The sequence below is a fragment of the Fictibacillus enclensis genome (genome assembly GCF_030123385.1).
Taxonomy (GTDB): Bacteria; Bacillota; Bacilli; order Bacillales; family Fictibacillaceae; genus Fictibacillus_C; species Fictibacillus_C enclensis.
The window spans coordinates 4394535-4420047 of sequence record NZ_CP126109.1 but is presented as its reverse complement, the minus strand read 5'-3'; the positions used below and the strand labels follow the sequence as shown (position 1 = coordinate 4420047).

Sequence of the window (25513 nt, the reverse complement as noted above, 5' to 3'; positions counted from 1 at the left end):
GAAGGGCAGATCAAACAGCATTAATCCGCATCAGCTGCACATCGGAAACCCAGGTGCCCTGCAGAGCTATCAGGTGTATTTGCACTTCTTGCCGCCACGCGGTACCGATTGCAATAAGATCGATGACATAAATACGATCCGCCCTTAGTAACTTTTGAGTGCCCTTTTATTGGACCTGCCGGGTTATTAAGGTTCGACTCATGAGTAGAACTGAACCAATCAGAGCACCACTCCCATACATTGCCTACAGAATTATAGAGGCCAAAATTATTTGGGGGGTAGGCATACACTGGTGCTGTACCCACATATTTGTCTTTTGCAGTGTTTTCATAAGGGAACTTCCCTTGCCAAATGTTGCATTGGTGAACCCCATTTGGAGTTAGTTCGTCACCCCATGGGTATTTTTTTTGTTCAAGTCCCCCTCTTGCTGCAAATTCCCACTCTGCTTCCGTTGGCAAACGTTTCTGTTTCCAATTGCAATAATGCATGGCGTCATTCCAAGAAATATGAACGACCGGGTGATCCAAACGATGGTAAATGGTTGAATCTGCACCCTCGGGATGTTTCCAATCAGCACCATTCACAACAAGCCACCAGGGTGTTCCTTGAGGTGCTTGATTCACTTCCCGTTTTACTTTTTCAGATACAAACTGGTGGAAAACAAATGACCAACCATACTTTTCCGCTTCTGTTACATAGGAAGTACATTGTACAAACTCAGCAAATTCTTTGTTTGTCACAGCATACGCATCGATGTAAAAAGGATCCAGATGTACTTCTCGGATTGGTCCTTCTCCATCGGATGCGAAGCCTTCTTGGTCATTAGTGCCCATTAGAAAATTTCCGCCTTCCAAAAGGATCATGTGTTCTTTTTCGGTAGTTACCCCATTAGATCTCATACTCTTTGCCTTAACATATTTCCGTTCCATTCGGTTTGGTGTACAGCAGGTTTTATGCTTCAATTTATTGTTCCTTTCTCCAAAATTGAAGTAGGCTTTATTCAAATTCTTTTGGATGGCGTTTTTTTAGCTCAGGAATATATGTTTCTCTTCCGGTTTCTTTTAGTCTTTCAGAATACATTTTCAAGTGTCCATTTGCATGAAATGGTCCACCTTCTTTCATCACTGTCCATAATGGATCCACATCCCCATCCATTGTTGTCATCATTTCATCATGCCATTCGTTCAAATAATAAACAGCTTCCTTACAAATGTCTCTCCGTTCGCTTGCAATATTATGTTGTTCATGTGGATCTTCTTTTAGGTTAAATAGCATTTCTTTGTCAAAAAGATGATACCCGTCATGATACGTACGTATATAGAGCCAGTCGTCAAAACGAACCCCGCGCTGGCAAACATGGGCACATTGTGATATGACAAGAAATTCTCGGTTATTCTCTTTCCGTTCTTTAAGAACCGAAGCATAGCTGGTGCCGTCCCAACTTGTTTTGGCAGGTTTTTGTAACATTTCTGCCAGTGTGGGCGCTAAATCCAAGCTATAATGCAATCCATGATCGACATGGCCTGAAGTGATTCCCGGCCATCGAATAATCATAGGAATCCGGCATGTTCCGTGGTCAGCTGTTCCATGTTCACCATAGATTCCTAATTCTCCTAGGTTCTCTCCATGGTCTGCTGTAATCACAATAATAAGGTCTTCCATTAATCCTTGGTTTTTAAGCTCTTCAAAAATCCTTCCAATATGGTCATCCATATAACGAATTCCGATATCATACCCATCGATCATTTTTTTCATATCTTTCATGTCCTTGATCTCAACAGGATATCTTGGATATTGAGGCAAGGGGTTGCTCCAAAACATGTCGATCTCATGGACGCTATGTGGCCCGATCATATCTTTGTGTCTTTCTAATACTTCTTCATTCAGCCATTCTGGAATATCATCATTTTCAAATGGATTACCAAATTCTTCCGGCGCGCGGTACGGTGTATGCGGATCCCAATAATTCACGTATAGGCACCATTGATCCTTCTCTGCATTTCGTTTGATCCAATCCAGTACAGTTGGGGTTACTTCTTCTGCAGATTCCATCCCACAGTTGCCAGTGTTATAAATCTCATTAAATCCTGCATTAAAGTGCCATGCTGAATGTCTTTCAGAGAATGGGCTGATAAGTGCTGTACGCAACCCTTCAGAACGGAGAAATCCAGGAAGACTTTCACGTACGAGCCGGTCCTGAAAATCACGTTTGGCACCTTCATGCCGTAGATCTGCTGCTGAGCCGCCGTGCCCAACCGCTCCGTGGTGTATTCCGAATTGGCCTGTCATAAGGCTCGTCCGTGAAGGAAGACAAGGTGCATCAGGAGTATAATAATTTGTAAATCGGACACCTTCATCTGCGATCCGATCAATATTTGGTGAAGTATTTCGATGATAGCCATAGCAACCTAAGTGATCTGCCCTTAAGGAATCGAGGTCTAAAATTAACATTCTCATGCTCTTAAACTCCTTCCGCCATTTAAAGTACCAAAATATTTATTGAAACGTTTCGACAGTTATTAGTATAGAGAGTTAAAAATTTAATTTCAATAAAAATTCAAATTTTCTGCTAACATTAGAGATCAGGATTTATTCTTGTAGAGGGGCTGGGAACGCGAGAAACTGGTTGGAAGAAGTCCAGGATGAACAGTTTGTTCAGTCGGATTACTACTTGCAGTACAACAGCCTGATTCAATCCCAAAAGCTTGCTCATTTACTAAAAAAGCATGATGTGATCATGAATTTCTACGGACATCCCAAATTTATGCCGTACGTTACCAATTACATCAGCTAACGTCATGACTATTTTAAATATGTCGATAACAGGTGTTCAGAAAGAATGAGTTTCAATAAGATATCAGCAAAAAGGCCCTTTTCCTACTTGGAATAAGGGCCTTCCTTAGTGTTCGGGTAATGCAGCTTTTCGGAATGCTTGATTTTAAATTGTTTCGGTGATTCACCGGTAAACTTTTTGAACAGCATAGTAAAATAATTGGGATTATCGTAACCGACAAGCTGGGCAACCTCACGCACTTTTAAATTAGTTGAGACCAAAAGCCGCTTCGCTTCTCCCATCCTTCTCTTAATCAGATAATGGATGGGGGAGAGGTTCGTCTCTTCCTTAAACACATGGGAAAGGTAATAAGGGCTGATGAAAAAGGCTTCGGCAAGGTCCTCCAGTGACAGTCTTTTCGTATAGTGCTTGTCGATATATTCTTTTATCTGGTGTGCAAGTGACTCCCTTGATTCAGCCGAAATATCACTGTGATGCAGATGAAGGATGCGGTAGATCAACGTAATGAGAGAGATCAGTAAATGTTTCGAGACTTTTTCATACCCATCCTCTTTTAGTGCCGCTTCATCAAAGATTTCGGCTAACAGGGTTTCTATTTTGGGAGAATATTTGGTGCGTCTGATCACAGGCTCGATGCCTGAAGGGATGATATGAAGATCGTCCAGCCCTGCAATGGAAAGGTTGGTAATTCCGCAAAAATAGGTTTTTAACGGCTGAGAAGGGTTGGACCATTCCTCGTGCAGGACATCTTTATTGTAGATGAGGGTATCGCCTTGTGATACTTCATAAGTGGTCCCATCGATCGTAAACGTCCCCTTACCGGCACAAATATGGACAATTTCGCTTAAGTTGTCATGCTTGTGGCTGGAGAACTTCCAGTAGGGATTGTCGCAGATCTGCCCGGCATACAGAAGATGAGGGTCTTTATTGATTAACAAAGTTTCAGGGGAGAACGATTCTTGATCAAGTATGTCTCTCAATACAATAACCTCCCAATTCGTTTGAGAACCATCTGAACAGGATGGTTCTTTTTAGTGTATAAGAGAAAATGCTTGAAATCCATAGAGAACCGCAAGATATGAAAGGTTTTGGTAAAGGTGAACAAGATAGTGTTGTTTTCTAAGTTAGGAGCGGAACAAAGGTAACGATTACGAGTTTCATAGGAGATAACCGCAAGATTGTATAGATTTTTAAAGAGAAAGACAAGATTGTTAATTGTACGAAAACAGTCAAAGGACTACGATAAAATCAACATCAAACCACAAATAAAAAAAAGGAGGAAGAAAGATGAACAAACAACAGCTCAATAATATTCTCGAAATCGCAGTTCCGTTAAACGAGAGAAAGAACCATGAACCGCTGCGTGTGCTGAGTGAAGACGATTGGACGTTTTGGAAAGAGAACGGATATGTGATTGTGCGGGATGCCGTTCCGAAGGATCACCTTGAGCGTCTGGTCAACTTGATTTGGGATTTTGAAGAAAAGGACCCTCAGGATTCTTCCACCTGGTATAAGCCGGCAAGGCGAGAAATCCAAATGGAGGAGCTGAAAAACACAGGAATGGTGGAGCTCTACAATCATCAGTACCTGTGGGACAACCGGATGTTTCCGAAAGTTTATGAGGCATTTACAGACATCTGGGGAACAGAAAAATTGTGGGCGAGCATCGACCGGTGCAACCTCAATCTTCCAATGAAGCCAGGCCATGAATACAATAGCTTCATTCATTGGGACGTGGATACTTCGCTTGATCCGATTCCAGTCAATGTACAAGGAGTCTTGTCCCTTGTCGATACGGATGTCGATATGGGCGGGTTTCAATGCATTCCGGAACTTTACCGTGATTTTGATGAGTGGGTGAAGAAACAGCCGGAAGACCGTGATCCGCATAAACCGGATACGACCGGGTATACGCCGACCAAAGTTGTCACAAAAGCCGGTGATCTGCTCATTTTTAACAGCATGCAGCCGCACGGTATTCGCCCAAATTATTCGGATAAGCCCCGTCTTGCACAGTATATCTCCATGTTCCCTGCACAAGAAGGTAACGATCAATTGAGGGAAACGAGAATTCAATCATGGAAGGAAAGAATACCTCCAACCGGAAAAGCCTTTCCGGGAGATCCGCGCAACCTGGAGCATCAAAAATACGAGACAGCACAGCTCTCGGAATTGGGAGAAAAGCTGCTGGGATTGAAAAAATGGTAGATTTTGAAGCGGTGCCCTGGTGCACTGCTTTTTTCTTTGAATGTTATTCCTATTTGCAGGTGATTCGCCTATAATTGAAAAAAATAAGAGGGGGGCCTGCCGATGAAAGAATTGCAGACTGAGAGATTGCGCTTGAGACCTTGGGAACCATCCGATTACAAAGATTTATACGAGTATGCGAAGAGTGAGCAGGTGGGTCCAAATGCCGGCTGGAAGCCTCATAAGGACGAAGAGGAAAGTAAGGGAATCATAGATTTATTTCTAAAAGAGGACGAGACCTGGGCGATTGAGCTGCCTTCAGAAGGAAAGGTGATCGGCAGTATCGGCCTGCATGACCGTACACCTGATTTGTCCCTCGTATATCTAAATCAAAAAGAAATAGGTTATGTGCTGAATCCCGCTTATTGGGGCAATGGCTATGTTCCTGAAGCGGTAAACACTGTGCTTCAATTTGGTTTTGAAGAGCTGAACCTCGACATTGTATGGTGCGGCCATTTTGATTTTAACCATAATTCCAAACGGGTGAATGAAAAATGCGGCTTCAATTTCCGGTTCAGCCAAGAGAAAATTTTGGAGCGTGTGGATGGGAAAGTAGTTACGTCTTTATACTACAGCATTCTTAAGGAGGAGTATGAGGAACGCACGCAACAAGTAGAATAGCAGAGTGAGAGAAAATACCGTTTGCGAACGGTATTTTTTTGGGCCGTTTTATGAAAATGATGTGTTTGGTGAGTAAAGCAGGTAAAACGGTGAGTAAAATAGGAGTTTCCGTGAGTAAATGTAATCGAATGGTGAGTAATGATAGAAATTCCGTGAGTAAGCCAACAAAAGTCGTGAGTAAACGCCGCCCATCACTTCAAAAATATAGCAGGTCTTCCCGCCTGAACAGGGAATGTATAAAATAGATGATTTTTCGTCAAGAAAGGGGTGCCTGCTGTGAAAGTTGTCATCTTGGGCTATGGTTTTATTGGAAATATTCATTTAAGTGCCTATCAAAAAATGAATGACGTTGAAGTTGCCGGAATTTACTCGACCACCAAAACAGGGAGCATTGAGGGAATACCGGTATACAACGATCTGGACGAGTGCTTGGAGCATGCGGATGTGGTAGATATTTGCCTGCCAACCTTTATGCACCGTGAAGTTTTTGAAAAAGCGGTAGCCAAAGGCAAGCATATTTTTCTTGAAAAACCGATGGCACATACAGAGGAAGACTGCCGATTCATGCTGGAGCAGGAACAGCGTTCGGATGTCAAAGTCATGGTCGGACAGGTGCTTCGTTATTTTCCCGAGTACCGCCAATTAAAAGAAAATATTAATCCTGGGAAGCCGGCGTCTTCGCTGCTATCACGCAGGTCACAGCTGCCGGTTAGCGCGAAAAACTGGTCGTTGGAACGGAAGAACAGCGGTGGCGTCATTCTTGATCTTTTACTGCATGACATTGATTTTGCACGCTGGGCGTTTGGGCCTGTTACTCGGATCTTTGCGCAAAGTGACACTGAGCATTACTACGCATTACTGACCCTTCGTCATGAGAACGGGTCTATCACACGGCTGGAAGGAAGCTGGAGGTATGACGGCGGTTTTGTTCAGGAAGTAGAAATCGCGCAGGAAAATGAGCTCTTTACCTACAACAGCCAGGATGTCTTGCCGCTGCAGGTTCATCAAAATGTCTCTGCTTCAAAAGATTCCACCGAGATTCCGGCCGTACTTTTACGGGATGACCCTTGGTATCTCGAGCTGAGGGAATTTATAGACGCCATTCGGAACGACCGGCCGGTTCCCATTACACTCCAGGACGCCTATGAAAGCACGAGGGTGGCTTTGCTGGCCTTGAAGTCAGCGGACGAAAAACGGCCTATTTCCTTAGTAAAGGAGCTGAATACCTGATGAAGGTCTCTATTTTATCAACGGCTCACGTCCACTTTGAAGCCTTCGCGAGTGCGGTAAAGCAATGTACGGGTACGGAGCTGGCCGGAATTTATGATGATGATGCTCATCGCGGAAAAAAGAAAGCGGCTGACCTGCAGACGGTCTTCTTTGAAAATATCCATGATGCGCTGGCGGTATGTGAGGCGGTGGTCGTCTGTTCAGAGAATGCCAAGCATGAGGAGCTGGTGCTTGCGGCCATTGAAGCGAATAAACACGTTCTCTGTGAAAAGCCACTGGCCATATCTACTGTCAGCGCGGAGCGGATGGCGAAAAAGGCCGTGGAACAGGACGTGGTATTGGCTACCGCTTTTCCATTGAGATTCAATACTCCGGCCATGGAAATGAAACGAGTGATTGAGCAAAAGCAAATTGGGGAAGTGCTCGCTTTTCATGGGGTAAATCCGGGGCAATGCCCGAAAGGCTGGTTTATTGATAAAAAGCTTTCAGGCGGGGGCGCACTGATGGATCATATCGTGCATCTCGCTGATTTGATGAGATGGCTGACCGGAGCGGAAGTTTCAAAAGTATATGCAGAAGCCGATTCCTTTTTGGTTCCGTGCATTACGATTGACGATGTGGGACATGTCCAGCTCGAGTTTAATAACGGCATCATTGCCGATATCGACCCAAGCTGGTCACGGCCGGAAGGCTTCCCGACATGGGGAGGAATAGATCTCCGGGCTACTGGAACCCAAGGGGCAGTTGATTTAAGGGCCTACGCACAGAAGGTGACTCAATACAACAATACGAAGACCCTTCACCACGATTACGGTGACTTTGAATACTTGTATATGATGAATGCCTTTGTAGAAACCATTGAAAATCAACAGACCGAGCTTGCGAATGCCTGGGACGGAGTGGCGGCCACCAAAATTGTGGATGCTGCCTATCAGTCGGCAAAGGAGCATGAAGTGGTCACCATTGCATGAGCACCTTTTTGAAAGGTGCTTTTTTTCTCCCTATTTATGTAATTTTAATTGATTATTATTCTCAATTAGGATAGGATGTTAATAGATTACGAAGTTTCTCCTTCTCATTTTTTGGAGATTCACATTTTAACAAGAAGGAGGGGGCATCCATCGATACGATCAAACGTTTCGCCTCATATTATAAACCATATAAAGGGCTGTTTATTCTGGACTTCAGCTGTGCGGTTTTCGTTGCTCTGCTGGAGCTTGCATTTCCTGTTGCCATGAACCGTGTGATTGACGACTTGCTGCCAACAAGCAACTGGCGCTGGATTTCGATTGCTTGTATCATTTTGCTGTTTGTTTTTATCTTGAGCACGTTCATGAACTATGTGGTCACCTACTTCGGTCACCGGCTTGGGGTGGGCATTGAAACGGATCTTCGCAGAGATTTGTTTGCCAAGCTGCAGAGACAGTCCTTTTCGTTTTTTGACAACAATAAAACCGGCCATCTCGTATCCGGTTTGACGAATGACTTAATGGACATCGGCGAAGTGGCTCACCACGGTCCGGAGGATTTGTTCATCGCGATGATGACGATCGTCGGTTCCTTTGCCATTATGTTTAACATCAACTGGCAACTGGCTTTAATTCTTGCTGTCGCGATTCCGATCATCATTTTTGTTTCTCTCTTTTACAGCAAAAAAATGTCCAAAGCGTTTCATACGATGTATGAAAAGATTGCCGGTTACAACGCCCGGATTGAAAACAACATTGGCGGAATCCGTATCGTGCAATCTTTTACAAAAGAAGAGCATGAAATTAACTTGTTCAAAGGCACAAATGCCGGCTTTCGCATTGCCAAGCTGGTTGCCTACAAAATCATGGCGTGGAGCAGCTCCATCAACTTCGCCCTTATGAAGATCATCTTATTGCTGGTTCTCGGCTGCGGTTCCTGGTTTGTTATTAACGACCAGATGACATATGGGGAGTTTGTCGCGTTTGTCATGCTCTCTAACGTCTTCATCGCACCGATCAAGCACATCAACCAAATTCTCGAGCTGCTGCCAAAAGGGTATGCAGGGTTCAGGCGGTACCTTGAAGTATTGGATATGGAGCCTTCCATTAAGGATAAGGAAGATGCGATTGAGGTTGCCCATGTCCGTGGTGACATCGCATTTGAAAATGTAAGCTTTGATTATGAAGAGGACCAGTCTGTGCTTGAAAATATTTCGTTCCGTGTTCGGGCCGGGGAAACGCTGGCTCTGGTAGGGCCATCCGGCGGCGGAAAAACGACGCTGTGCTCTTTGATTCCCCGTTTTTATGATATTACTGAAGGAACGATCACCATCGACGGCATGGATGTGCGTGACCTGACATTGCAATCGTTGCGCGGCCAGATCGGTATCGTCCAGCAGGATATTTATCTTTTTGACGGAACGATTCGGGACAATATTATGTATGGTGACTTTGAAGCGAGTGAAGAGGTGCTGTGGAACGCCATCCGAAGCGCTCAGCTGGAAGAACTCATCGAGAGTCTGCCGGAAGGGCTTGAAACAACGATCGGCGAGCGCGGCGTGAAGCTGTCGGGCGGGCAAAAGCAGCGCATTTCCATCGCCCGCATGTTTCTGAAAGACCCGGCGATCTTGATTCTGGATGAGGCTACATCGGCACTGGATACGAAGACCGAGCGTGCGATCCAGGCGGCGCTCGATGAATTGTCCAAAGACCGTACAACTATTATCATCGCCCACCGTTTATCCACCATTCGCAATGCCGATAAAATCATTGTCGTCAAAGACGGACAAATTCAGGAAGAAGGCAGCCATGAAGCACTGGTTGCCGGTGAAGGAGATTATTATCAGCTGCTGCAGACGCAGATGGTGTAACAAATTCTATAGACGCATTGAAAAAGCTGCCAAACGGCAGCTTTTTTGTAATTCTAGTAAAAACGTCGGAGATATTTTTAAAGAATTTAGCGAACGTTGGATAATCCTGCTTTATTTTGTAATATAAATGTAATGGTGGTGCTATATTCCTGTTACCTACGTGCTATATAGTTAGACAGGTAGAAAACAACAGGAGGAACACAACTCAATGTTAAAAAAGAATCTTCTAGCATTATTGTTGCTTGCCGCTATTTTTACTACAGTCCTAGTATCACCATCCAAGAGTGAAGCTGCTTCGACTACATACCATACAAAAGCCATTTCGGTCGCTAAGTCCAATTTGGGCGTCCGCTATCTTTGGGGAGGCATGTCTCCAAGAGGGTTTGACTGCTCCGGACTAGTGAAATACTCATATAGCAAATCAGGAAAGACGCTGCCTCGTACAGCAGCTGAAATGTATAATAAAGGAACAAAAGTGAAATCTCTAAAGGTTGGCGATCTTATGTTTTTCGCACCCAACAGAGCTTCACGCCCTACGCATGTTGCCATGTACATGGGAAGCGGAAAAATGATTCAGGCCGCTACCTCCCACGGAGTTTCCATTACAACAACCAGCAACAGCTACTGGCATCCGCGCTATATTGGTGCAAAAAGAATATAATTAATCAAACCGCTCCTATATGGGCGGTTTTTATATTTTTATAAAACTGCAGTTTGTACAGGAGTAATTTTTTTGTAGACTGCAATCATTGCAGCCTTTCGCAAATTCATACAGTTTTCTGCATCCACACCCTCTTTTTTTGTGGTTTATCATTATTTTAATAATTGCTAAAATTAAAAATATGAAAGCGTTATCAAATAAGGAGGGGTATTATGGATGGAAGAGAGATAAGGAATTGTATGGGCCGTTTTGCCACAGGTGTAACCATTGTTACTTGTGATACAGAGGAAGGTACTCACGGTTTAACGGCAAATTCATTTACATCTGTTTCTTTGGATCCTCCGCTTGTTTTGGTTTCTGTGGATAAGAAAACCAAGGCGTTAAAGCGGTTGAAAAAGAATTGTTTTACAGTGAACATTTTAAGAGAGGAACAACAGGATGTGGCGATGCATTTTGCCGGACGTCCGCTTGCGGTACCGCCGTTTGATTGGGAAGAAGGAACCCTATGCAATCGCCTGAAAGATACACTGGCTTATATCGAGTGTGAACCATGGGCGGAATATGATGGAGGAGATCATATTCTTTATGTTGGAAAGGTTCAGGATTTTAAATATAACGAGGGAAATCCTCTTGGCTATTATTGTGGTAAATTCTCAGCTGTTGTCACCAAATCAGTCTGAAGCAATGGAAAGTGGGAAAAGGTATGAAACCTTATCAGTTACTTTTTGAGAATTTAATCGATATAAATCCCCGCACTGGCATGATCAAATTCAACAATAAACGAATGGCCTTATTTTCCGTAGAAGCATTAGGTTTTCTCAGAAGAGACTTGGTCAATACGTTAGGGATGGAGAGGGCGAAAGGGTTTCTTATGAGGTATGGCTGGGCATGCGGTTATAAGTCAGGGGAAAATATTGAAGAAATATATGAATGGAAATCCAAAAAGGACCTGTTGCTGGCAGGTCCATACCTTCATTCACTTGAGGGGGTTGCCACTGCGGAACCGGATACCATTGAGATTAATGAGGAATACCTTTACTTTACAGGGCAGTGGAAGGATTCTTTTGAAGCCATTGAACATACAAAGCATTACGGCCACAGTAAGGATCCAGTTTGCTGGATTCTTGTTGGCTATGCGAGTGGCTATTTAACCAAGACCTATGGAAAAAAGGTTTTGGTATACGAGGAAAAATGTCTGGGGAAAGGGGATACCAACTGCCGTTTTGTTGCCAAAAGATTGGACTTGTCGGATAAACAGCACCGCCAGGATCTAGGGTACTATGAAACTGAATCTCTTTTATCTGAATTGGACAGAGTCTATAAAGAGGTACAGGAACTGAATGATCATATTATGGAATCAGAGCAGGTACAGAAACAATTAACAGATATGATGCTGGCAGACAAAAGTATTCAGGAAACGGTATCCTTTATTGCAGATATTCTTCAAAAAAGTATTGTAATTGATTTGGATCACGGCACACCTATTAAAAATTTTATGGCCGGCTCTCATCAATCGTTATACCATCAATGGAAAGATGATGGTAAAACAAACTGCAAAAACAAAGAATGTATCGAAACCTTTCCGATACAGGCGAACACTAAACACCTTGGAATAATGATACTCATTAGCGATCATCCTCTTAATCAAAAAGAGAATCTGATCATCCAGCGTTCGCTTAAAATTTTTACGATACAGCTTTTTCACCAGAAGAAGCTTGCTCAATCCATTTGGGAGAAGAAAGCCAACTGTTTTGATGATCTCATTCGTAATAAATATGATGACAGCATGTTTCAACATAATATGAATGTATTTGATTTTAACCCTAACGTCTCAAACCGGATTCTTACCATTCATGTGCAACCGACATCCTTAAAGGAACCGGTGCTTCAATACTTGGTGAATGACTATCCGAAAAAGGATATTTTTTTTATGGGCCACGACATCGTTTTTATTTTGGATAACCCAACATGTTGACGACATAGAGAAGTTCTCCAAACAGCTTCATGCTTCGCTTCAAATTAAGTTTAAGCAGGCGACCACTTACCTTAGTGTGGGCCGGGTGGCTGGACATGTAAAGGATTTGGCAAAGAGTTATCAAGATGCATGCCATATTGGTGAATTTATACGGCTCGCCTATCCAACCGAAAGCAGAGCTTCCTATTTTGAAGAGCTAGAATCGGTCATGATGCTTCTAAAAGGCACGAACCAGGAAGAGATGATTGATTTTTGTAGAAATACTCTGGGGAAATTAATCGAATATGATCAACTGAATCAAGGGAACTTGATTATCACGCTAAAATCGTACCTGGATTATAACGGTAATTTGCAGCAAACGGCCGATAATCTTCATCTTTCAATTGCGGGCCTTCGTTACCGTATGGAGAAAATCGAGTCCATATGCAAGGCCGACCTTAAAACAGGCGCTGGCCGGTTTAAATATCAGCTGGCCACTGCTGTTTATTTTGCCATTCAAATCATCAATAAAGATTTAACCCTTACCGATTGGAATCTTTCACAATAACGCCTTTGCAGGATCCATTAATTATTACGCGCAACCATTGAAAGGGCAGGTGTAATTTATGCAGGTAATTGTCAGAGCAACGGTTGATGACGCAGAGGAAATTCTTACGCTTCAAAAAAAAGCGTATATTACGGAGGCAGAAATCTATAATAATTATGAAATTGAACCATTGATACAGTCTCTGGAGAATGTTAAACATGCATTTGATACGAGTACGTTTTTAAAGTGTGTGGAAAATGATAGCATCATAGGTGCAGTCAAGGCAACTGAAAAGGATGGAATTTGTTATATCGGGAAGTTAATGGTTCATCCTGATTGCCAGAATCAAGGTATTGGAAAACGCTTAATGTCCGAGATTGAGCGCTTGTTTACGAATGTCGATTATGAATTGTTTACCGGCAGAAAAAGCTATAAGAATATAGCCTTTTATGAGAGTTTAGGTTATCGAGGGTTTAAACATGAGAAATCTCCAGTAGACGGAACATTGTTTTTATACATGATGAAAAATGGTGAAAAATAAACAGAAGTTTAAAAGACTAAGTGAGGCCAATGAACCGGCTGCACTTAGTCTTTTTTAATCTAATAAACACTGATTTCTAAGTTGGGTCTTCCCAGAAGCTCACATGCCATATCCATTTTTTTGTGCCGAATGAGATTTCTGATTCGTGTTGATGAAACGGTTTTCCCTTTGGAACATTTGATTAAAGGATGAATATGTGTGACAAAGTTTTCGGCCAAACAGGCTGTTGTTCCTTCTTTTCCTTTGCCGAACTGGAAATTCGGTCCTACCCACACTTCCCTGGGAGATAATCCGCTTAGTTCGTTCATAAAATCCTTTGCTTCTCTCGTTGTATATTGCTGGTTGAAATCTGCTAAAATCACATAATCAACATTTAATCTTTTAATGAATTTCAATTTTTCGCTCACCGGTGTTAACAGCAATTGATTTTGAAAGTATACACGGGGTGGGGGATCAAAGGTGTAGACAACGGAAGGGACATTCAGATCCTTTGCCCGCCTGACAGCATTGGAGATGAGTGATTGGTGCCCGATATGAATACCGTCAAAGGCGCCTATGGTTATGACACATTGCTCGAGTTTTAACGTCTTTTCTCTGTATACTTGCAATGTTATCTCTCCTTATTTAAGTCGTTTCCTCTACCTTTTACTTGGAAAAATAACTAACGTCTTCAGGGTTGATCCATACATCTGTTGTCCAGCCATCCAGGTCATAATCGTTCATGCATTCCTCTGCAAAGTTTTTAAACCGATCAGCCTCTCCGGTTTCCTCTGCCACATGGACATTTTCCAGGCGAATGTTTTCGTGGTTCCCGGAATAGTTTCTTTCATAGAGTTCATGCCTGCCTCCATATTCCGTCCCCACAACATCCCAAAGCAATTTGATGAGCTTTATTTTCTCCACGGCCTCTACTCCATAGGATCCTCGGTATAATTTGTCCAGGTATGGACGGAGTTCGGGATTTTTCCAGTCATGGACACTGGAAGGCTGAACAATCAGACTGCCGGCTACTACGTTTTCGATAATTTCTTTGATTTTCGGCCAACCTTCTGACATAAAGACACGATATGCCATGCCGTAATTCAGATTGGGAAGAACTGTACCGTTTCGTCCCTGGTCTGGATTCAAAGCCATGGCATCGCTCATGGCCCAGAACATGTTTTTCCAGGCTAATACTTCTCCCACGTTTGCCTGAACGCCACGGAAGGTATCAGTTCCATTGATTTTAACAGCTTTCAGGAGCAGTCCCGCGATAAAATCCAGTTTCACAGCCAGACGTGTCAGTCCGTGAAATGTAAAGCGGTTTAGGAATCCGCTGTCTTTAAAAAAGCTGTTGATCTTATTAATATCCTTGTAGATAAAAATATTTTCCCAAGGAATTAAAGCATTATCAAAAATAAGTACAGCATCATTTTCATCAAAGCGGCTGCTTAAAGGGGAATCATAGGGACTGCCCATGACAGCAGCATTCATTTCGTAGGAAGTTCTGCACACCAGCTTCACTCCCGGTGTATCCATGGAAGCTACAAAGCAAAGGGCCATGTCCTCGTCTCTGACTGGGGCAGCACCATAGTTAGCGACAAAATTGTAGTTGGTTAAGGCCGAGCCGGTCGCTACCATTTTTGCTCCGCTCACAATAACGCCTTCCTCTGTTTCTCCTACGGCTTTAATGAAAATATCTTTTACAGCCTCAAGAGGTTTGTTACGATCCACCGGCGGATTAATGATCGCATGGTTGAAAAACCAGTTTCGTTCCTGTGCTTCCTTGTACCATTTCCGTGCATTATCTGCATATTCACCATAGTAATCTGGATCGGCGCCTAATGTTGTCAAAAAGCTGGCTTTATAATCTGAAGATCTCCCCATTTGCCCATAAGAAAGCTTGGCCCATTGGGCAATGGCATTTCTTGACTTTAAAAGGTCCTGTGCATCTTTATCGACTTGAAAAAACTTGTGGGTATAGCCCCCATTTCCAGTGTCCGTCTCTACAGTTAATATGTCTTTTGTTTTTTCCTCATGAAGCGCGTCGTATAATCTTGCGATTGATCTTGCGGAGTTCCGAAAAGCAGGGTGTGTTGTTACGTCTTTAACTTTCTCCCCGTGAATCCAAACTTCACGGCCGTCTCTCAGACTTTCCAGGAAATCCTGGCCTGTCAGCGGGGTTTTGACCAGTTCTTTTTGTTGGGTACTCATTTCATTTCCTCCTTTTTAAAGCGCTTTCAAACTATAATTTCATTATGGATAAGCAAATGAAATAATTAAACTGTAAAAACATAGGGACAACTGGTTACTTTCTTATACAATTTGCAGGACATATAGCATAATTGCTGAAATAATCCATATTATTAAGAATTAGAATGGTCACGCTGGATTCTTTACTAAAAAGAGTTTTAATAATTATTTGTAGTTAAGGAATCAATGATTACGCTTACATTAAAAGAATATTCAAAATTTATAATAAACTTATTGACTTGTCATTTTGAAGCTGTTAACCTTAATTTTAAAATTGATCAGAAAATTCAATGACGAGAACAGTAGGATAATATTTTTGTTCCAAAGAGAGCCGGATTGGGTGGGAGCCGGTGAACAAACATTATCTGAAGATCATCTCTGAGAAGCAAAGCTGAACGATAAAGTAAGCTTTGTCGGTAGTTTCCGTTAAAATGTCGGTTGACTAAGAGCCGGAGCCTGTTTTCGCTCCGGAACTAGGGTGGTAACGCGAGCCAAACTCGTCCCTAAAAAGGGATGAGTTTTTTATTTGTAAAAAATATGGGTTTTTTATTTGTGAAAAAACGAACGGGAAAGGAAGAGGAACATGGAACAGGTACAGCAAAAACAAAGAACGGTGCTGGTGGAAGACATCATGATCGCCAATCAGCGCATCAAGGATGTGGTCCTTCATACCCCTTTGCAATATAATCCTTTATTGTCCGCACAGTATGACTGTAAATTATATTTGAAACGGGAGGACTTGCAGGTGGTCCGCTCCTTCAAGATCCGCGGGGCGTATAACCGGATTAAGAAGCTTAGCCCGCAGGAGCTCGCCAACGGCATCGCATGTGCCAGTGCCGGAAACCATGCACAGGGTGTTGCCTATTCCTGCCACCTCTTGCAAAGCAACGGCAAGATCTTTATGCCGACCACTACGCCAAAGCAAAAAGTGAACCAGGTCAAGTTCTTCGGCGGCGAACACGTTGAAGTAGTGCTCACAGGTGACACGTTTGACGATGCCTACGAGCAAGCGATTGCCAGCAGCCGCGAGGAAAACCGGACGTTTATCCATCCTTATGACAATGAGGACGTAATTGCCGGGCAAGGGACGGTCGCAGTGGAAATCCTGAATGACTGTGATGATAACATCGATTACATGTTTGTCCCGATTGGCGGCGGCGGACTGGCAGCTGGAATGGGCACATTCATGAAAAGCGTATCTCCGCAAACGAAGGTCATTGGCGCGGAGCCTGCTGGGGCGGCAGCGATGAACGAATGCATGCTTAAGGGAAAACATGTATGCCTCGACCGTATTGATCCGTTTGTGGACGGTGCTGCTGTAAAAAATGTAGGGGAGATCACGTATGAAATCTGCCAGCAGATCTTGGACGATATCGTGGTAGTACCTGAAGGAAAAGTTTGTTCCACGCTTTTATCGCTTTATAACAAGAATGCAATCGTGGCTGAACCAACCGGATCGCTTGCACTTGCTGCACTGGACGAGTATGCAGAGGAGATCAAAGGCAAAACCGTCGTTTGTGTTGTGAGCGGAGGAAACAACGACATCGGCCGCATGCAGGAAATCAAGGAACGTTCCATGATCTATGAAGGCTTGCAGCATTATTTCATTGTTCATTTTCCACAGCGGGCCGGCGCGCTTCGTGAATTCCTGGATGAAGTGCTCGGACCTGATGATGACATTAACCGATTTGAATATACGAAGAAAAACAACAAAGAAAGCGGGCCGGCCCTGGTCGGCATCGAACTGAAGCACAAAGAGGACTATCCGGAGCTGATCGAGCGGATGAACCGCAAAGGATTTGCCTATCAAAATGTCAATCAGGACAAAACATTGTTTCAGTTGTTGGTGTAAGAGGGAGAAAGATGGTACAAATATGTGCCATCTTTTTTTACTTCTTCGATTTAAAGCAATAAGGCAGGAATAAGAGGAAGGTTATAGAAAACGTTACACTGAAAACTGAAGCAAAGGAGTGAAGAAAATGAACACAAAAAATGATTGGGAAAACCTTCTGGTGCTAGAAAGGAACCGGGAGCCGGCACGCTCTTGCTTTGTCTCCTATGAAGACAAAGTATCTGCCCTATCTTATGAAAAAGGAAGATCCTCCAGGTTTAAGCTGCTTAATGGAATGTGGAAATTTTATTATGCAGATCAGCCGGCACTGGCACCTGTTGGTTTTCAAAGGGATGACTTCAATGTTGAGAACTGGGATGAGATCCCGGTGCCTTCCAACTGGCAAATGAACGGTTATGGACATCCTCATTATACGAATGTCCAATATCCGTTTCCTGTAGATCCACCCTATATTCCCAATGAGAATCCTGCGGGTTCCTACAGACGGGAATTTTATGTACCGGATGGCTGGCAAGAGCAAAACATCCTTCTCCGTTTTGAAGGTGTGGACAGCAGTTTTCACGTGTGGGTGAATGGCGAGGAAGCAGGATACAGCCAGGGGAGCCGTTCGCCTTCGGAATTCGATATCACTTCTCTCATCAGAGAAGGTAAAAACACGCTGGCTGTACAAGTCTATCAATGGTCTGAAGCGAGTTACATAGAGGATCAGGATATGTGGTGGCTAAGCGGGATTTTCAGAGATGTGTATTTAATTGCGCAGACTCATGTTCACGTGAACGATTATTTTATCCGGACAGAGCTGGACGAAAACTATCAGGACGCTGTTCTTCATTTGGATGTGGACGTGCATAATCATCATTCGAAAAAATGTAAGGGCTACCACGTAGAAGTATCGTTATTGGACAGGGATTTTAAAGCTGTAAATGGTGTTGATAAAAGAGAGGAAATCTCAGTTGATCCTTTCGATAAAGCACGGCTAACGCTGTCGATGCCCGTAATGAATCCTGAAAAATGGTCAGCAGAATCACCGTATTTGTATCACCTTCTTCTTACGCTTAAAGATGATCAAGGAAATACGATCGAAGAACTAGCAGCCAGAACAGGATTCCGCAGTGTTGAACTAAAGGACGGATTATTCCTTGTTAACGGAGTACCGATCAAGCTGAAAGGGGTTAACCGGCATGACCATCATCCTGATTTTGGACGTGCGGTTCCGCTGGAATGGATGATCGAAGATGTGAGGTTGATGAAGACTCATAACATCAATGCCGTGAGAACCTCTCATTATCCAAACGATCCGAAATTTTATGACCTGTGTGATGAGTATGGATTATATGTGATAGGTGAAGCTGATCTTGAATGCCATGGCTTTGTATTTACTGATAATATGCACCAGCTCAGTGAGGATCCGGACTGGCAGGAAGCGTATATGGACCGGATGCGCCGCATGGTCGAGCGGGATAAAAATCATCCTTCCATTATTATGTGGTCGCTTGGAAATGAGTCGGGATTCGGCCAGAACCATGTGGCGATGGCAGAATGGGCCAAACAACGAGATCCTTCGCGTCTCGTTCATTATGAGGGAGAAGTACGGGAAATCATGGTCAAGGATGACAACAACCCGAAACGCGAACCCGTTGCCTCAGATGTGTTCACCACCATGTATACCGCAGTTGAGATCATGGACCAATTGGGGAGCCGGACCGATTTGGAAAAGCCTCATATTTTATGTGAATATGCGCATGCCATGGGAAATGGACCTGGAGGATTAAAGGAATATTGGGAAACCTTCTATAACTATCCCCGCTTGCAGGGCGGTTTCGTCTGGGAGTGGCTGGATCACGGCATTCGCCAACAAACAGCGGATGGTGAAGAATACTTTGCCTATGGTGGAGACTTTGGCGAGCAGCCTCACGACGGAAATTTCGTGATCGACGGACTGGTTATGCCGGATCATACTCCTTCCCCAGCATTGGGCGAGTACAAAAAAGTCATCGAGCCGGTATTGGTGGAAGAGCGGGATTTGAAAAACGGGAGAGTTTCCATTCTCAACCGCTATGATTTTCTTTCACTTAATCACTTGCAGTTAAACTGGTCCATTGAAGCCGATGGCAAACGAATGAGCAGTGGAGTCGAGTTACTGGAGGATATTCAAGCAGGTGAAACGAAAGAGATAGCTGTTCCATATGCTCTTCCGGTTGTCATTCAGTCTGGAACAGATTACTGGCTGAACCTTTCGTTTACCTTGATCTCTGATACTGCTTGGGCAAAAGCGGGGCATGAGGTCGCCTGGTCGCAGTTCAAGCTTCCTGTTCACGCAGAAGCTGCGGTAATGGACAGACGTGTTATGCCTGATTTGGAAACAGTGGAAGAGCCGCATAAAGTGCAAGTAAAAGGCCAGGCATTTGAGGCCGTGTTCAACAAATTGAATGGACGAATGGAATCTTGGACACATGAGGGGTCTTCTGTGCTGGAAAAAGGGCCAAAGCTTCACTTCTGGAGAGCACCGATCGACAATGATTATTTGGCGAATTCAGGATGGAAGGCGGTATCTTCCTATGACCAGTGGGTGGAACATGGCCTGAATCAGCTGCAGCAGCGGTTAATCTCTTTCACATATGAGGTTTCTGTTGATGATAAGAGCGTTAGACTTGCGGCCAAATATCGAATTGCACCGGCTAAGCTAAGCTGGGGGATTTCTGCAACGCTAATGTACGAGATTTATGGAAGCGGCGATGTGGTTTTAAAAGCAGAGGGCCGGCCTGAAGGGAACTATCCTGCCACACTGCCGAGAATCGGACTGCAGCTTGAGCTGCCGAACGAATTGGATCAGGTGAAGTGGTATGGCAGCGGACCAGGAGAATCCTACATTGACAGCAAGCAGGCTGGACGAATTGGAGTCTGGAGGACTAATGTAAATGGGCTTTACACACCATACGTGCTGCCACAGGAAAACGGCAACCGGCACGAAGTCCGCTGGGCGTCGTTTACCAATCATTATGGCACTGGCTTGTTTGCAGGAGGAATACCCGTGATCGATTTCGGTGCTTCCCGTTATTCGGTGGAAACGCTAGAGGCCGCCAAGCATACGCATGAGTTAGTACAAGAAAATCATATTGTGCTGCATCTGGATCATCAGCAGCATGGGCTTGGATCTGCCAGCTGCGGCCCGGATGTATTGAATAAATATCAGCTGCATACGGGGGATTTTCAGTTTGCCGTCCGCCTGAAACCTTTTAATGAGGGGCAGATGCCGGCTGCGGAGCTTGGAAAGATCAGTTTTGAAGAAAAGATTCGTACGGTGAAAAGTTAAATAGACCAAGTAGGATGACGCGGTAATCTCTGCGTCATCTTTTTTTATGAAAATGATTGGTTTGGTGAGTAATTGTTCAAAAATGGTGAGTAATGACCTGATTTCCGTGCGTAATTGGATGAAAACGGTGAGTAAGACAAAAAAATCCGTGAGTAATCCGCACGAAACCGTGAGTAAAACAGTTGTTCCGATGCTTTTGCTCTGTCTCTCGGTTCCTGATACAAAGGTTTCCGTTTTAATTTGTTTGGGTAGTGTCTCTCCAAGGTGGTTTGTACGGAAAATATCTGCATATTCTCTGCCGCCAAAGGGATAATATGGAAGTATTTGTACTATTCGTGACAGTATTCAAAAAAGGAGTGTGCTTATGAAGAGAACAGTTGCTGATCTGTTGGTCGAGTCGTTGAGAAGTGCCGGTATTGAACGAATTTACGGAATTGTGGGAGATTCACTGAACGCTGTGCTGGACTCCATCCGTCGTTCTGGAAAAATTAAATGGATTTCGGTCCGCCATGAGGAAGTTGCTGCCTTTGCAGCCGGATCAGATGCAATGTTAAGCAACAGTATCGCAGTTTGTGCAGGGAGCAGCGGTCCGGGGAACCTGCATCTGATCAACGGGCTTTATGATTGCCACCGCAACCGGATTCCGGTTCTGGCCATTGCGGCTCATATTCCAAGTAACGAGCTTGGCGGGCAATACTTCCAGCAAACCCGTCCGGAGCTTTTATTCCGGGATTGCAGCCATTATTGCGAGGTGCTGACACGTCCTGAGCAGATGCCGCGCATGGTCACGATGGCCATGCAGCACGCCATTGGCCAGGAAGGGGTATCCGTCATCATTTTGCCAGGAGATGTAGCTTCTCTTCATGATGAAGAAACGGTACCTCCGCAGGTGATTCATGTGACCAAGCCGGTCGTGCGCCCATCGGATGAAGAACTTGAAAAGCTGGCCGGTTATTTAAATAAAGGAAAAAAAGTGACCATTCTTGCCGGTGCAGGGTGTGCAGGCGCGCATACGGAGGTCATCGCCCTCTGTGATGCCCTGAAATCACCGATGGTTATTGCGCTCAGAGGGAAGGAACATCTGGAGTACGACAATCCATATTCGGTTGGTCTGACAGGGCTCATAGGATATGCCTCAGGCTATCATGCCATGATGGAGTGCGACGTGCTGCTCATGCTCGGAACCGACTTTCCATACCGTCAGTTCTTCCCTGAAAAAGCGGATATTCTCCAGATCGACATTCGCGGGGAACACCTTGGACGAAGAGCCGCGCTCAGCTATGGGCTGGTTGGTGATGTGAAGCATACAATTGAGGCACTGCTTCCGTTATTGAAGGTGAAGAAAGATACCGGCCATCTGGACAAGCACGTCAAAGACTACGCCAAGGTGCGCAAAGATCTTGATAAGCTGGCAACCGGTAAAAAAGGCAAAGGGCCAATCCACCCTCAATATCTAACCAAGGTCGTTAGTGATTATGCTTCGGAAAACGCGATTTTTACGTGTGATGTTGGAACGCCGACGTTATGGGCTGCCCGTTATCTTCAAATGAGTGAGGGACGCCGCTTGCTGGGGTCATTTAACCATGGGACGATGGCCAACGCATTGCCGCAAGCCATTGGCGCCCAAGTGTCTAGAAGAGATGCCCAGGTGATCTCCTTATCAGGCGACGGTGGACTGGCCATGCTCATGGGGGATCTTCTTACCCTGAAGGTTCATCAGCTTCCGGTCAAAGTGGTGGTCTTCAACAATACTTCATTAAGCTTCGTGGAATTGGAGATGAAGGCGGCGGGATATCTGGAGACAGGAACGTCACTTGGGGAATTCAATTATGCCTCAATAGCTGAAGGAATGGGCATTAAAGGCATTCGCGTTGAGGATCCAGGTGACCTGGAGGATGCGGTTAAACAATCATTTAACCATAACGGTCCGGTGCTGCTTGATGTGGTTGTCAACCGTCAGGAGCTTGCTCTTCCGCCGAAAATCGAATTCGAGCAGGCACACGGCTTTACAATGTGGATGCTCAAGACTGTGCTGAACGGAAAAGGAGATGAATTGGTCGATCTGGCCAAGACCAACCTGTTCAGATGATAGAAAATAAAGTAAAAGTGCCAAGCGGGATGACCGCAAGGCACTTTTTTTTATGTTTGCTGATCGCTTGCAGTTTTGGGTTTTTTTCGAAAGCGATTGTAGACTTCCAGAATAATCAATGTAAAAACAGCCACCCAGATGAAGCTAAAGCTCGTCATTAGCAGAAAACTGACAATCCCAAAAATGACAGCCATTATCCGTGCATAAAACATTTGGTTTGTTGCCTTGCAGATCATCACGCAGATTAAGCCAAACAGAATCGAAAGTATGAGCATCACTGGTAATGCATGAAACAAGCCTCCCATATTCGCCCCCTTTCTTATTTTCTATACCATCATCCATAAATAAATTGTACACTAATTCGAATGGTAATTACTGTATAATTTATTAAAAATGGGGTGACACCATGCTTTATTTTATATTTAAGCTTATCGTAGGAGTCTTGTTTACACTAGCCGTCTCTATGTTTGCGGTTGGCTGCAGTAAAGCTGATGCATTTCTTGAATAACGGACCAGACCATGGATAAGAAGTGCGATCATTTTGGCGAGTGTTATAGGAGGAGAACTGCTTATCGTTTGGTGTATTTCCACCTACAATCACTGGTTTTTGTGGATTGTTTGTTTGGTTGGGGCTGCTTTTGCCTGGTGCTCTCTTTATCACATCCATTTATGGAAAAGCGTATAACAACAGCACGAGCACAACCGGGAATTTTTGTGTCAGAGACAGCCAAAGTGAAATCACCATTCACCGTACCCGGTGGAACCCGGTTACTATGGGAACCTTGCTTTTTTCAATAGGAAGCATTGCATTTACACTCATTTACTATCATAAGTATTTTTAATCGAATAAAAATTTACATTAAATGGTTAATGCGCATGAATTTAGGGGAATAGCGATACAAAAGCATGAAAGAGGTGAAGCCGTGATCCAAAAAGTGGTGTTGGTGGCTGCTATTGCTTTTGTATTCGCTGTTGCCTATTTTTCGTTTGCCGCTGTACAGCCAACCAGGTATAAGGATTCACATGGAAATCAGGTAGTGAAGGGATCCGATCTTTGGAACCAGGTATCCTACCGTATTACGGAGAGGAAAGGGAAACCCGACAGCTGGTACACAGTAACAGAAAATGGTTATGGACATACAGAGGAAAAAGAAGCAACCATCAGATATCTTAACCGTTATAAACAACATGTCGCGCATATAGGGTATATGGAAGCAGCTATTCATATCCTAGCAACGATCTATGCTGCTGGGAGTTTGATCGCTTTTATGTACCGCAAATCAATAAAACCCCAATCCATGGAGGTTATAAAAGGTGCAGTAGCAATTGCTTTACTGGCAACCTATTATATTGGCAGCACAAGCTGGATTCAAATGAATTCGAGAGCTGAGGATATTTCAGAGGATGCGGTAGAACATGCAAGACAATAATAATGACTTTCGATGTGGTTATGAGAGTAAAGGAGACAGATGATGCGACTCGTATTGTCGATAATAGGCGGAATGGCTGTTATGATTTTTGTCACGTTTTATACCTTTACTGCAATGAGCAGTCAGGAACAGGACCGCAGCAAGTTAATCACCCTGTCGCGGGATCACTGGCATCAATTGCACTATAAGCGGATTCTGGATTCACGTAGTGATACGAAGGAATGGACACTGGGCACTAAGTACGGAGTGATCCATGTTTCTGAAAATAAGAAAGAAAATGGTATGAAGGATTTAGAAGCTTTGGGGGCCGTTAGAGACGCGGGGCACAGTGAATCTCTTCTCTATTTCCTCACTGCTCTTTTGCTGGTGGTAACCGGCGTGTTTTACATTAACCGCAGGCGAATCACCCAAAAAAATCCTTACTTGTTAAAAGCGTTGCTGTTCATTTTACCTATTATTATTTTAGGTACCGTGATAGGAAGTGTTCAAGGTGCTGCGAGAGCGGGTGAACGCGCAGAGAAGGTGTTTTTAGAGATGGAAAAATAATAAATGAGGTGTTCATGTGAGCCGGCGTTTTCTGGTACTTCTGGTTACAGTTGCAGTTTGCTACGTAGCTTTATATCTTTTTCTTGATTATGCGCACTCGTCTTATCGTGAATCAAAGGTTGTTATGGTATTTCAAAACCATGATTATTGGAGTGATGTGTCTTATCGTCAGAAGGTCTTTATAAAGAGTGACCTGCCCACAGAGTGGACGCTATCTGTCAGTGAAGGAAAGAGCCGAACGTATGTGGAAACCGAAAAGAATCAAGAATTCCTTAGGGATTTTGAAATGAGTTTAAACGAAGCTGCTTCAGAAGAAAGACAAGCCTTTACCTGGGGAGCAACCACCTTATTAATCTCTTTTTGCTTTTGGCTTTACAGAAAAGAGTGGATTCCGCCGAATGACAAACATCCAAAACAGTGGCTTTTTCTAGTTGGCGTTTTAGTGTTCTACTTTGGCATTTTTGTTTTTCAACATGTGCAACCTGCCTTATACGCCAAGGAAGATGCCGAGGATGCCTATTATGACCTGCGTGTCGGTTTCCGGCAATAATAGATTTGGCGCAAAAAAACCTCTGCAGGTGGTCTTTGAGGGGCAGTACAAGGGTGACGTGTAGTTT

Annotated in this window: 24 protein-coding genes and 1 other annotated feature; of the genes, 18 read left to right on the top strand and 6 right to left on the bottom strand. The window is 44.0% G+C overall.

The window, feature by feature from the left end:
* Positions 1-20 precede the first annotated feature (20 nt).
* Positions 21-929 (bottom strand): formylglycine-generating enzyme family protein, encoded by a 909-nt coding sequence (locus QNH15_RS22865; protein WP_430667181.1) that lies wholly within the window; start codon positions 927-929, stop codon positions 21-23.
* A 67-nt stretch (positions 930-996) separates the two neighbouring features.
* Positions 997-2457: a sulfatase family protein gene (locus QNH15_RS22860; RefSeq protein WP_283890775.1), complete on the bottom strand. Its 1461-nt coding sequence runs from the start codon at positions 2455-2457 to the stop codon at positions 997-999.
* Between the two features lie 169 nt (positions 2458-2626).
* On the opposite strand from QNH15_RS22860, the gene QNH15_RS22855 reads away from it, so the two are divergent.
* Complete coding sequence (locus tag QNH15_RS22855; protein ID WP_283890774.1) at positions 2627-2794, top strand: hypothetical protein; 168 nt, start codon at positions 2627-2629, stop codon at positions 2792-2794.
* A gap of 83 nt (positions 2795-2877) precedes the next feature.
* On the opposite strand, the gene QNH15_RS22850 is transcribed toward QNH15_RS22855, so the two are convergent.
* Positions 2878-3774, bottom strand: coding sequence for an AraC family transcriptional regulator (locus QNH15_RS22850; protein WP_283890773.1), 897 nt, complete (start codon positions 3772-3774; stop codon positions 2878-2880).
* Positions 3775-4081: 307 nt separating this feature from the next.
* On the opposite strand from QNH15_RS22850, the gene QNH15_RS22845 reads away from it, so the two are divergent.
* The 10 genes from QNH15_RS22845 (at position 4082) to QNH15_RS22800 (ending at position 13434) form a co-directional block, all read left to right on the top strand.
* A complete protein-coding gene (locus QNH15_RS22845) occupies positions 4082-5002 on the top strand; it encodes a phytanoyl-CoA dioxygenase family protein (RefSeq protein WP_283890772.1) in 921 nt (306 codons plus the stop codon).
* Positions 5003-5104: 102 nt separating this feature from the next.
* Positions 5105-5662, top strand: a complete 558-nt coding sequence (locus QNH15_RS22840) for a GNAT family N-acetyltransferase (RefSeq protein WP_283890771.1) — start codon at positions 5105-5107, stop codon at positions 5660-5662.
* 276 nt (positions 5663-5938) lie between these two features.
* On the top strand, positions 5939-6892 hold the full coding sequence (locus QNH15_RS22835) for a Gfo/Idh/MocA family protein (RefSeq protein WP_283890769.1): 954 nt from the start codon (positions 5939-5941) through the stop codon (positions 6890-6892).
* Positions 6892-7863 carry a Gfo/Idh/MocA family protein gene (locus tag QNH15_RS22830; RefSeq protein ID WP_283890767.1) on the top strand — a complete coding sequence of 324 codons (972 nt, stop codon included), beginning with the start codon at positions 6892-6894 and terminating at the stop codon, positions 7861-7863. The genes QNH15_RS22835 and QNH15_RS22830 overlap by 1 nt, the downstream gene beginning before the upstream one ends.
* Before the next feature lie 149 nt (positions 7864-8012).
* The gene (locus QNH15_RS22825; RefSeq protein WP_283895725.1) at positions 8013-9731 is read left to right on the top strand and encodes an ABC transporter ATP-binding protein; all 1719 of its coding nucleotides are present in this window, start codon (positions 8013-8015) and stop codon (positions 9729-9731) included.
* A 208-nt stretch (positions 9732-9939) separates the two neighbouring features.
* Positions 9940-10392, top strand: coding sequence for a C40 family peptidase (locus tag QNH15_RS22820; protein WP_283890765.1), 453 nt, complete (start codon positions 9940-9942; stop codon positions 10390-10392).
* A 212-nt stretch (positions 10393-10604) separates the two neighbouring features.
* Complete coding sequence (locus QNH15_RS22815; protein ID WP_283890763.1) at positions 10605-11072, top strand: flavin reductase family protein; 468 nt, start codon at positions 10605-10607, stop codon at positions 11070-11072.
* Positions 11073-11095: 23 nt separating this feature from the next.
* A complete protein-coding gene (locus tag QNH15_RS22810) occupies positions 11096-12367 on the top strand; it encodes a XylR N-terminal domain-containing protein (protein WP_283890762.1) in 1272 nt (423 codons plus the stop codon).
* An 85-nt stretch (positions 12368-12452) separates the two neighbouring features.
* A complete protein-coding gene (locus tag QNH15_RS22805) occupies positions 12453-12914 on the top strand; it encodes a helix-turn-helix domain-containing protein (RefSeq protein WP_283890761.1) in 462 nt (153 codons plus the stop codon).
* A gap of 58 nt (positions 12915-12972) precedes the next feature.
* On the top strand, positions 12973-13434 hold the full coding sequence (locus QNH15_RS22800) for a GNAT family N-acetyltransferase (protein WP_283890760.1): 462 nt from the start codon (positions 12973-12975) through the stop codon (positions 13432-13434).
* A gap of 59 nt (positions 13435-13493) precedes the next feature.
* Here the strand turns inward: QNH15_RS22800 and QNH15_RS22795 are convergent, their stop codons facing one another.
* Together QNH15_RS22795 and QNH15_RS22790 are read right to left on the bottom strand one after the other, a co-directional pair.
* Positions 13494-14042, bottom strand: a complete 549-nt coding sequence (locus QNH15_RS22795; protein WP_283890759.1) for an FAD synthetase — start codon at positions 14040-14042, stop codon at positions 13494-13496.
* Between the two features lie 37 nt (positions 14043-14079).
* The gene (locus QNH15_RS22790; protein ID WP_283890758.1) at positions 14080-15627 is read right to left on the bottom strand and encodes a 4-hydroxyphenylacetate 3-hydroxylase family protein; all 1548 of its coding nucleotides are present in this window, start codon (positions 15625-15627) and stop codon (positions 14080-14082) included.
* A gap of 320 nt (positions 15628-15947) precedes the next feature.
* Positions 15948-16174, top strand: a binding site (T-box leader).
* Between the two features lie 75 nt (positions 16175-16249).
* Here QNH15_RS22790 and ilvA point away from each other — a divergent pair.
* The 3 genes from ilvA to poxB all read left to right on the top strand — a co-directional run bounded on the left by ilvA (position 16250) and on the right by poxB (position 22920).
* Positions 16250-17518: a threonine ammonia-lyase IlvA gene (ilvA, locus tag QNH15_RS22785; protein WP_283890757.1), complete on the top strand. Its 1269-nt coding sequence runs from the start codon at positions 16250-16252 to the stop codon at positions 17516-17518.
* Positions 17519-17645: 127 nt separating this feature from the next.
* On the top strand, positions 17646-20831 hold the full coding sequence (gene lacZ, locus QNH15_RS22780) for a beta-galactosidase, LacZ type (RefSeq protein WP_283890756.1): 3186 nt from the start codon (positions 17646-17648) through the stop codon (positions 20829-20831).
* 364 nt (positions 20832-21195) lie between these two features.
* Positions 21196-22920, top strand: coding sequence for a ubiquinone-dependent pyruvate dehydrogenase (gene poxB / locus QNH15_RS22775; RefSeq protein WP_283890755.1), 1725 nt, complete (start codon positions 21196-21198; stop codon positions 22918-22920).
* Between the two features lie 50 nt (positions 22921-22970).
* On the opposite strand, the gene QNH15_RS22770 is transcribed toward poxB, so the two are convergent.
* The gene (locus QNH15_RS22770; protein WP_283890754.1) at positions 22971-23225 is read right to left on the bottom strand and encodes a hypothetical protein; all 255 of its coding nucleotides are present in this window, start codon (positions 23223-23225) and stop codon (positions 22971-22973) included.
* 309 nt (positions 23226-23534) lie between these two features.
* Here QNH15_RS22770 and QNH15_RS22765 point away from each other — a divergent pair, with 309 nt between their 5' ends.
* From QNH15_RS22765 to QNH15_RS22750, 4 genes are all read left to right on the top strand, one after another.
* Positions 23535-23762, top strand: a complete 228-nt coding sequence (locus tag QNH15_RS22765) for a hypothetical protein (RefSeq protein WP_283890753.1) — start codon at positions 23535-23537, stop codon at positions 23760-23762.
* Between the two features lie 81 nt (positions 23763-23843).
* Positions 23844-24350: a hypothetical protein gene (locus QNH15_RS22760; protein ID WP_283890752.1), complete on the top strand. Its 507-nt coding sequence runs from the start codon at positions 23844-23846 to the stop codon at positions 24348-24350.
* Positions 24351-24389: 39 nt separating this feature from the next.
* Positions 24390-24896, top strand: coding sequence for a hypothetical protein (locus QNH15_RS22755; protein ID WP_283890751.1), 507 nt, complete (start codon positions 24390-24392; stop codon positions 24894-24896).
* A 16-nt stretch (positions 24897-24912) separates the two neighbouring features.
* Positions 24913-25446, top strand: a complete 534-nt coding sequence (locus QNH15_RS22750) for a hypothetical protein (protein WP_283890750.1) — start codon at positions 24913-24915, stop codon at positions 25444-25446.
* Positions 25447-25513: the final 67 nt, after the last annotated feature.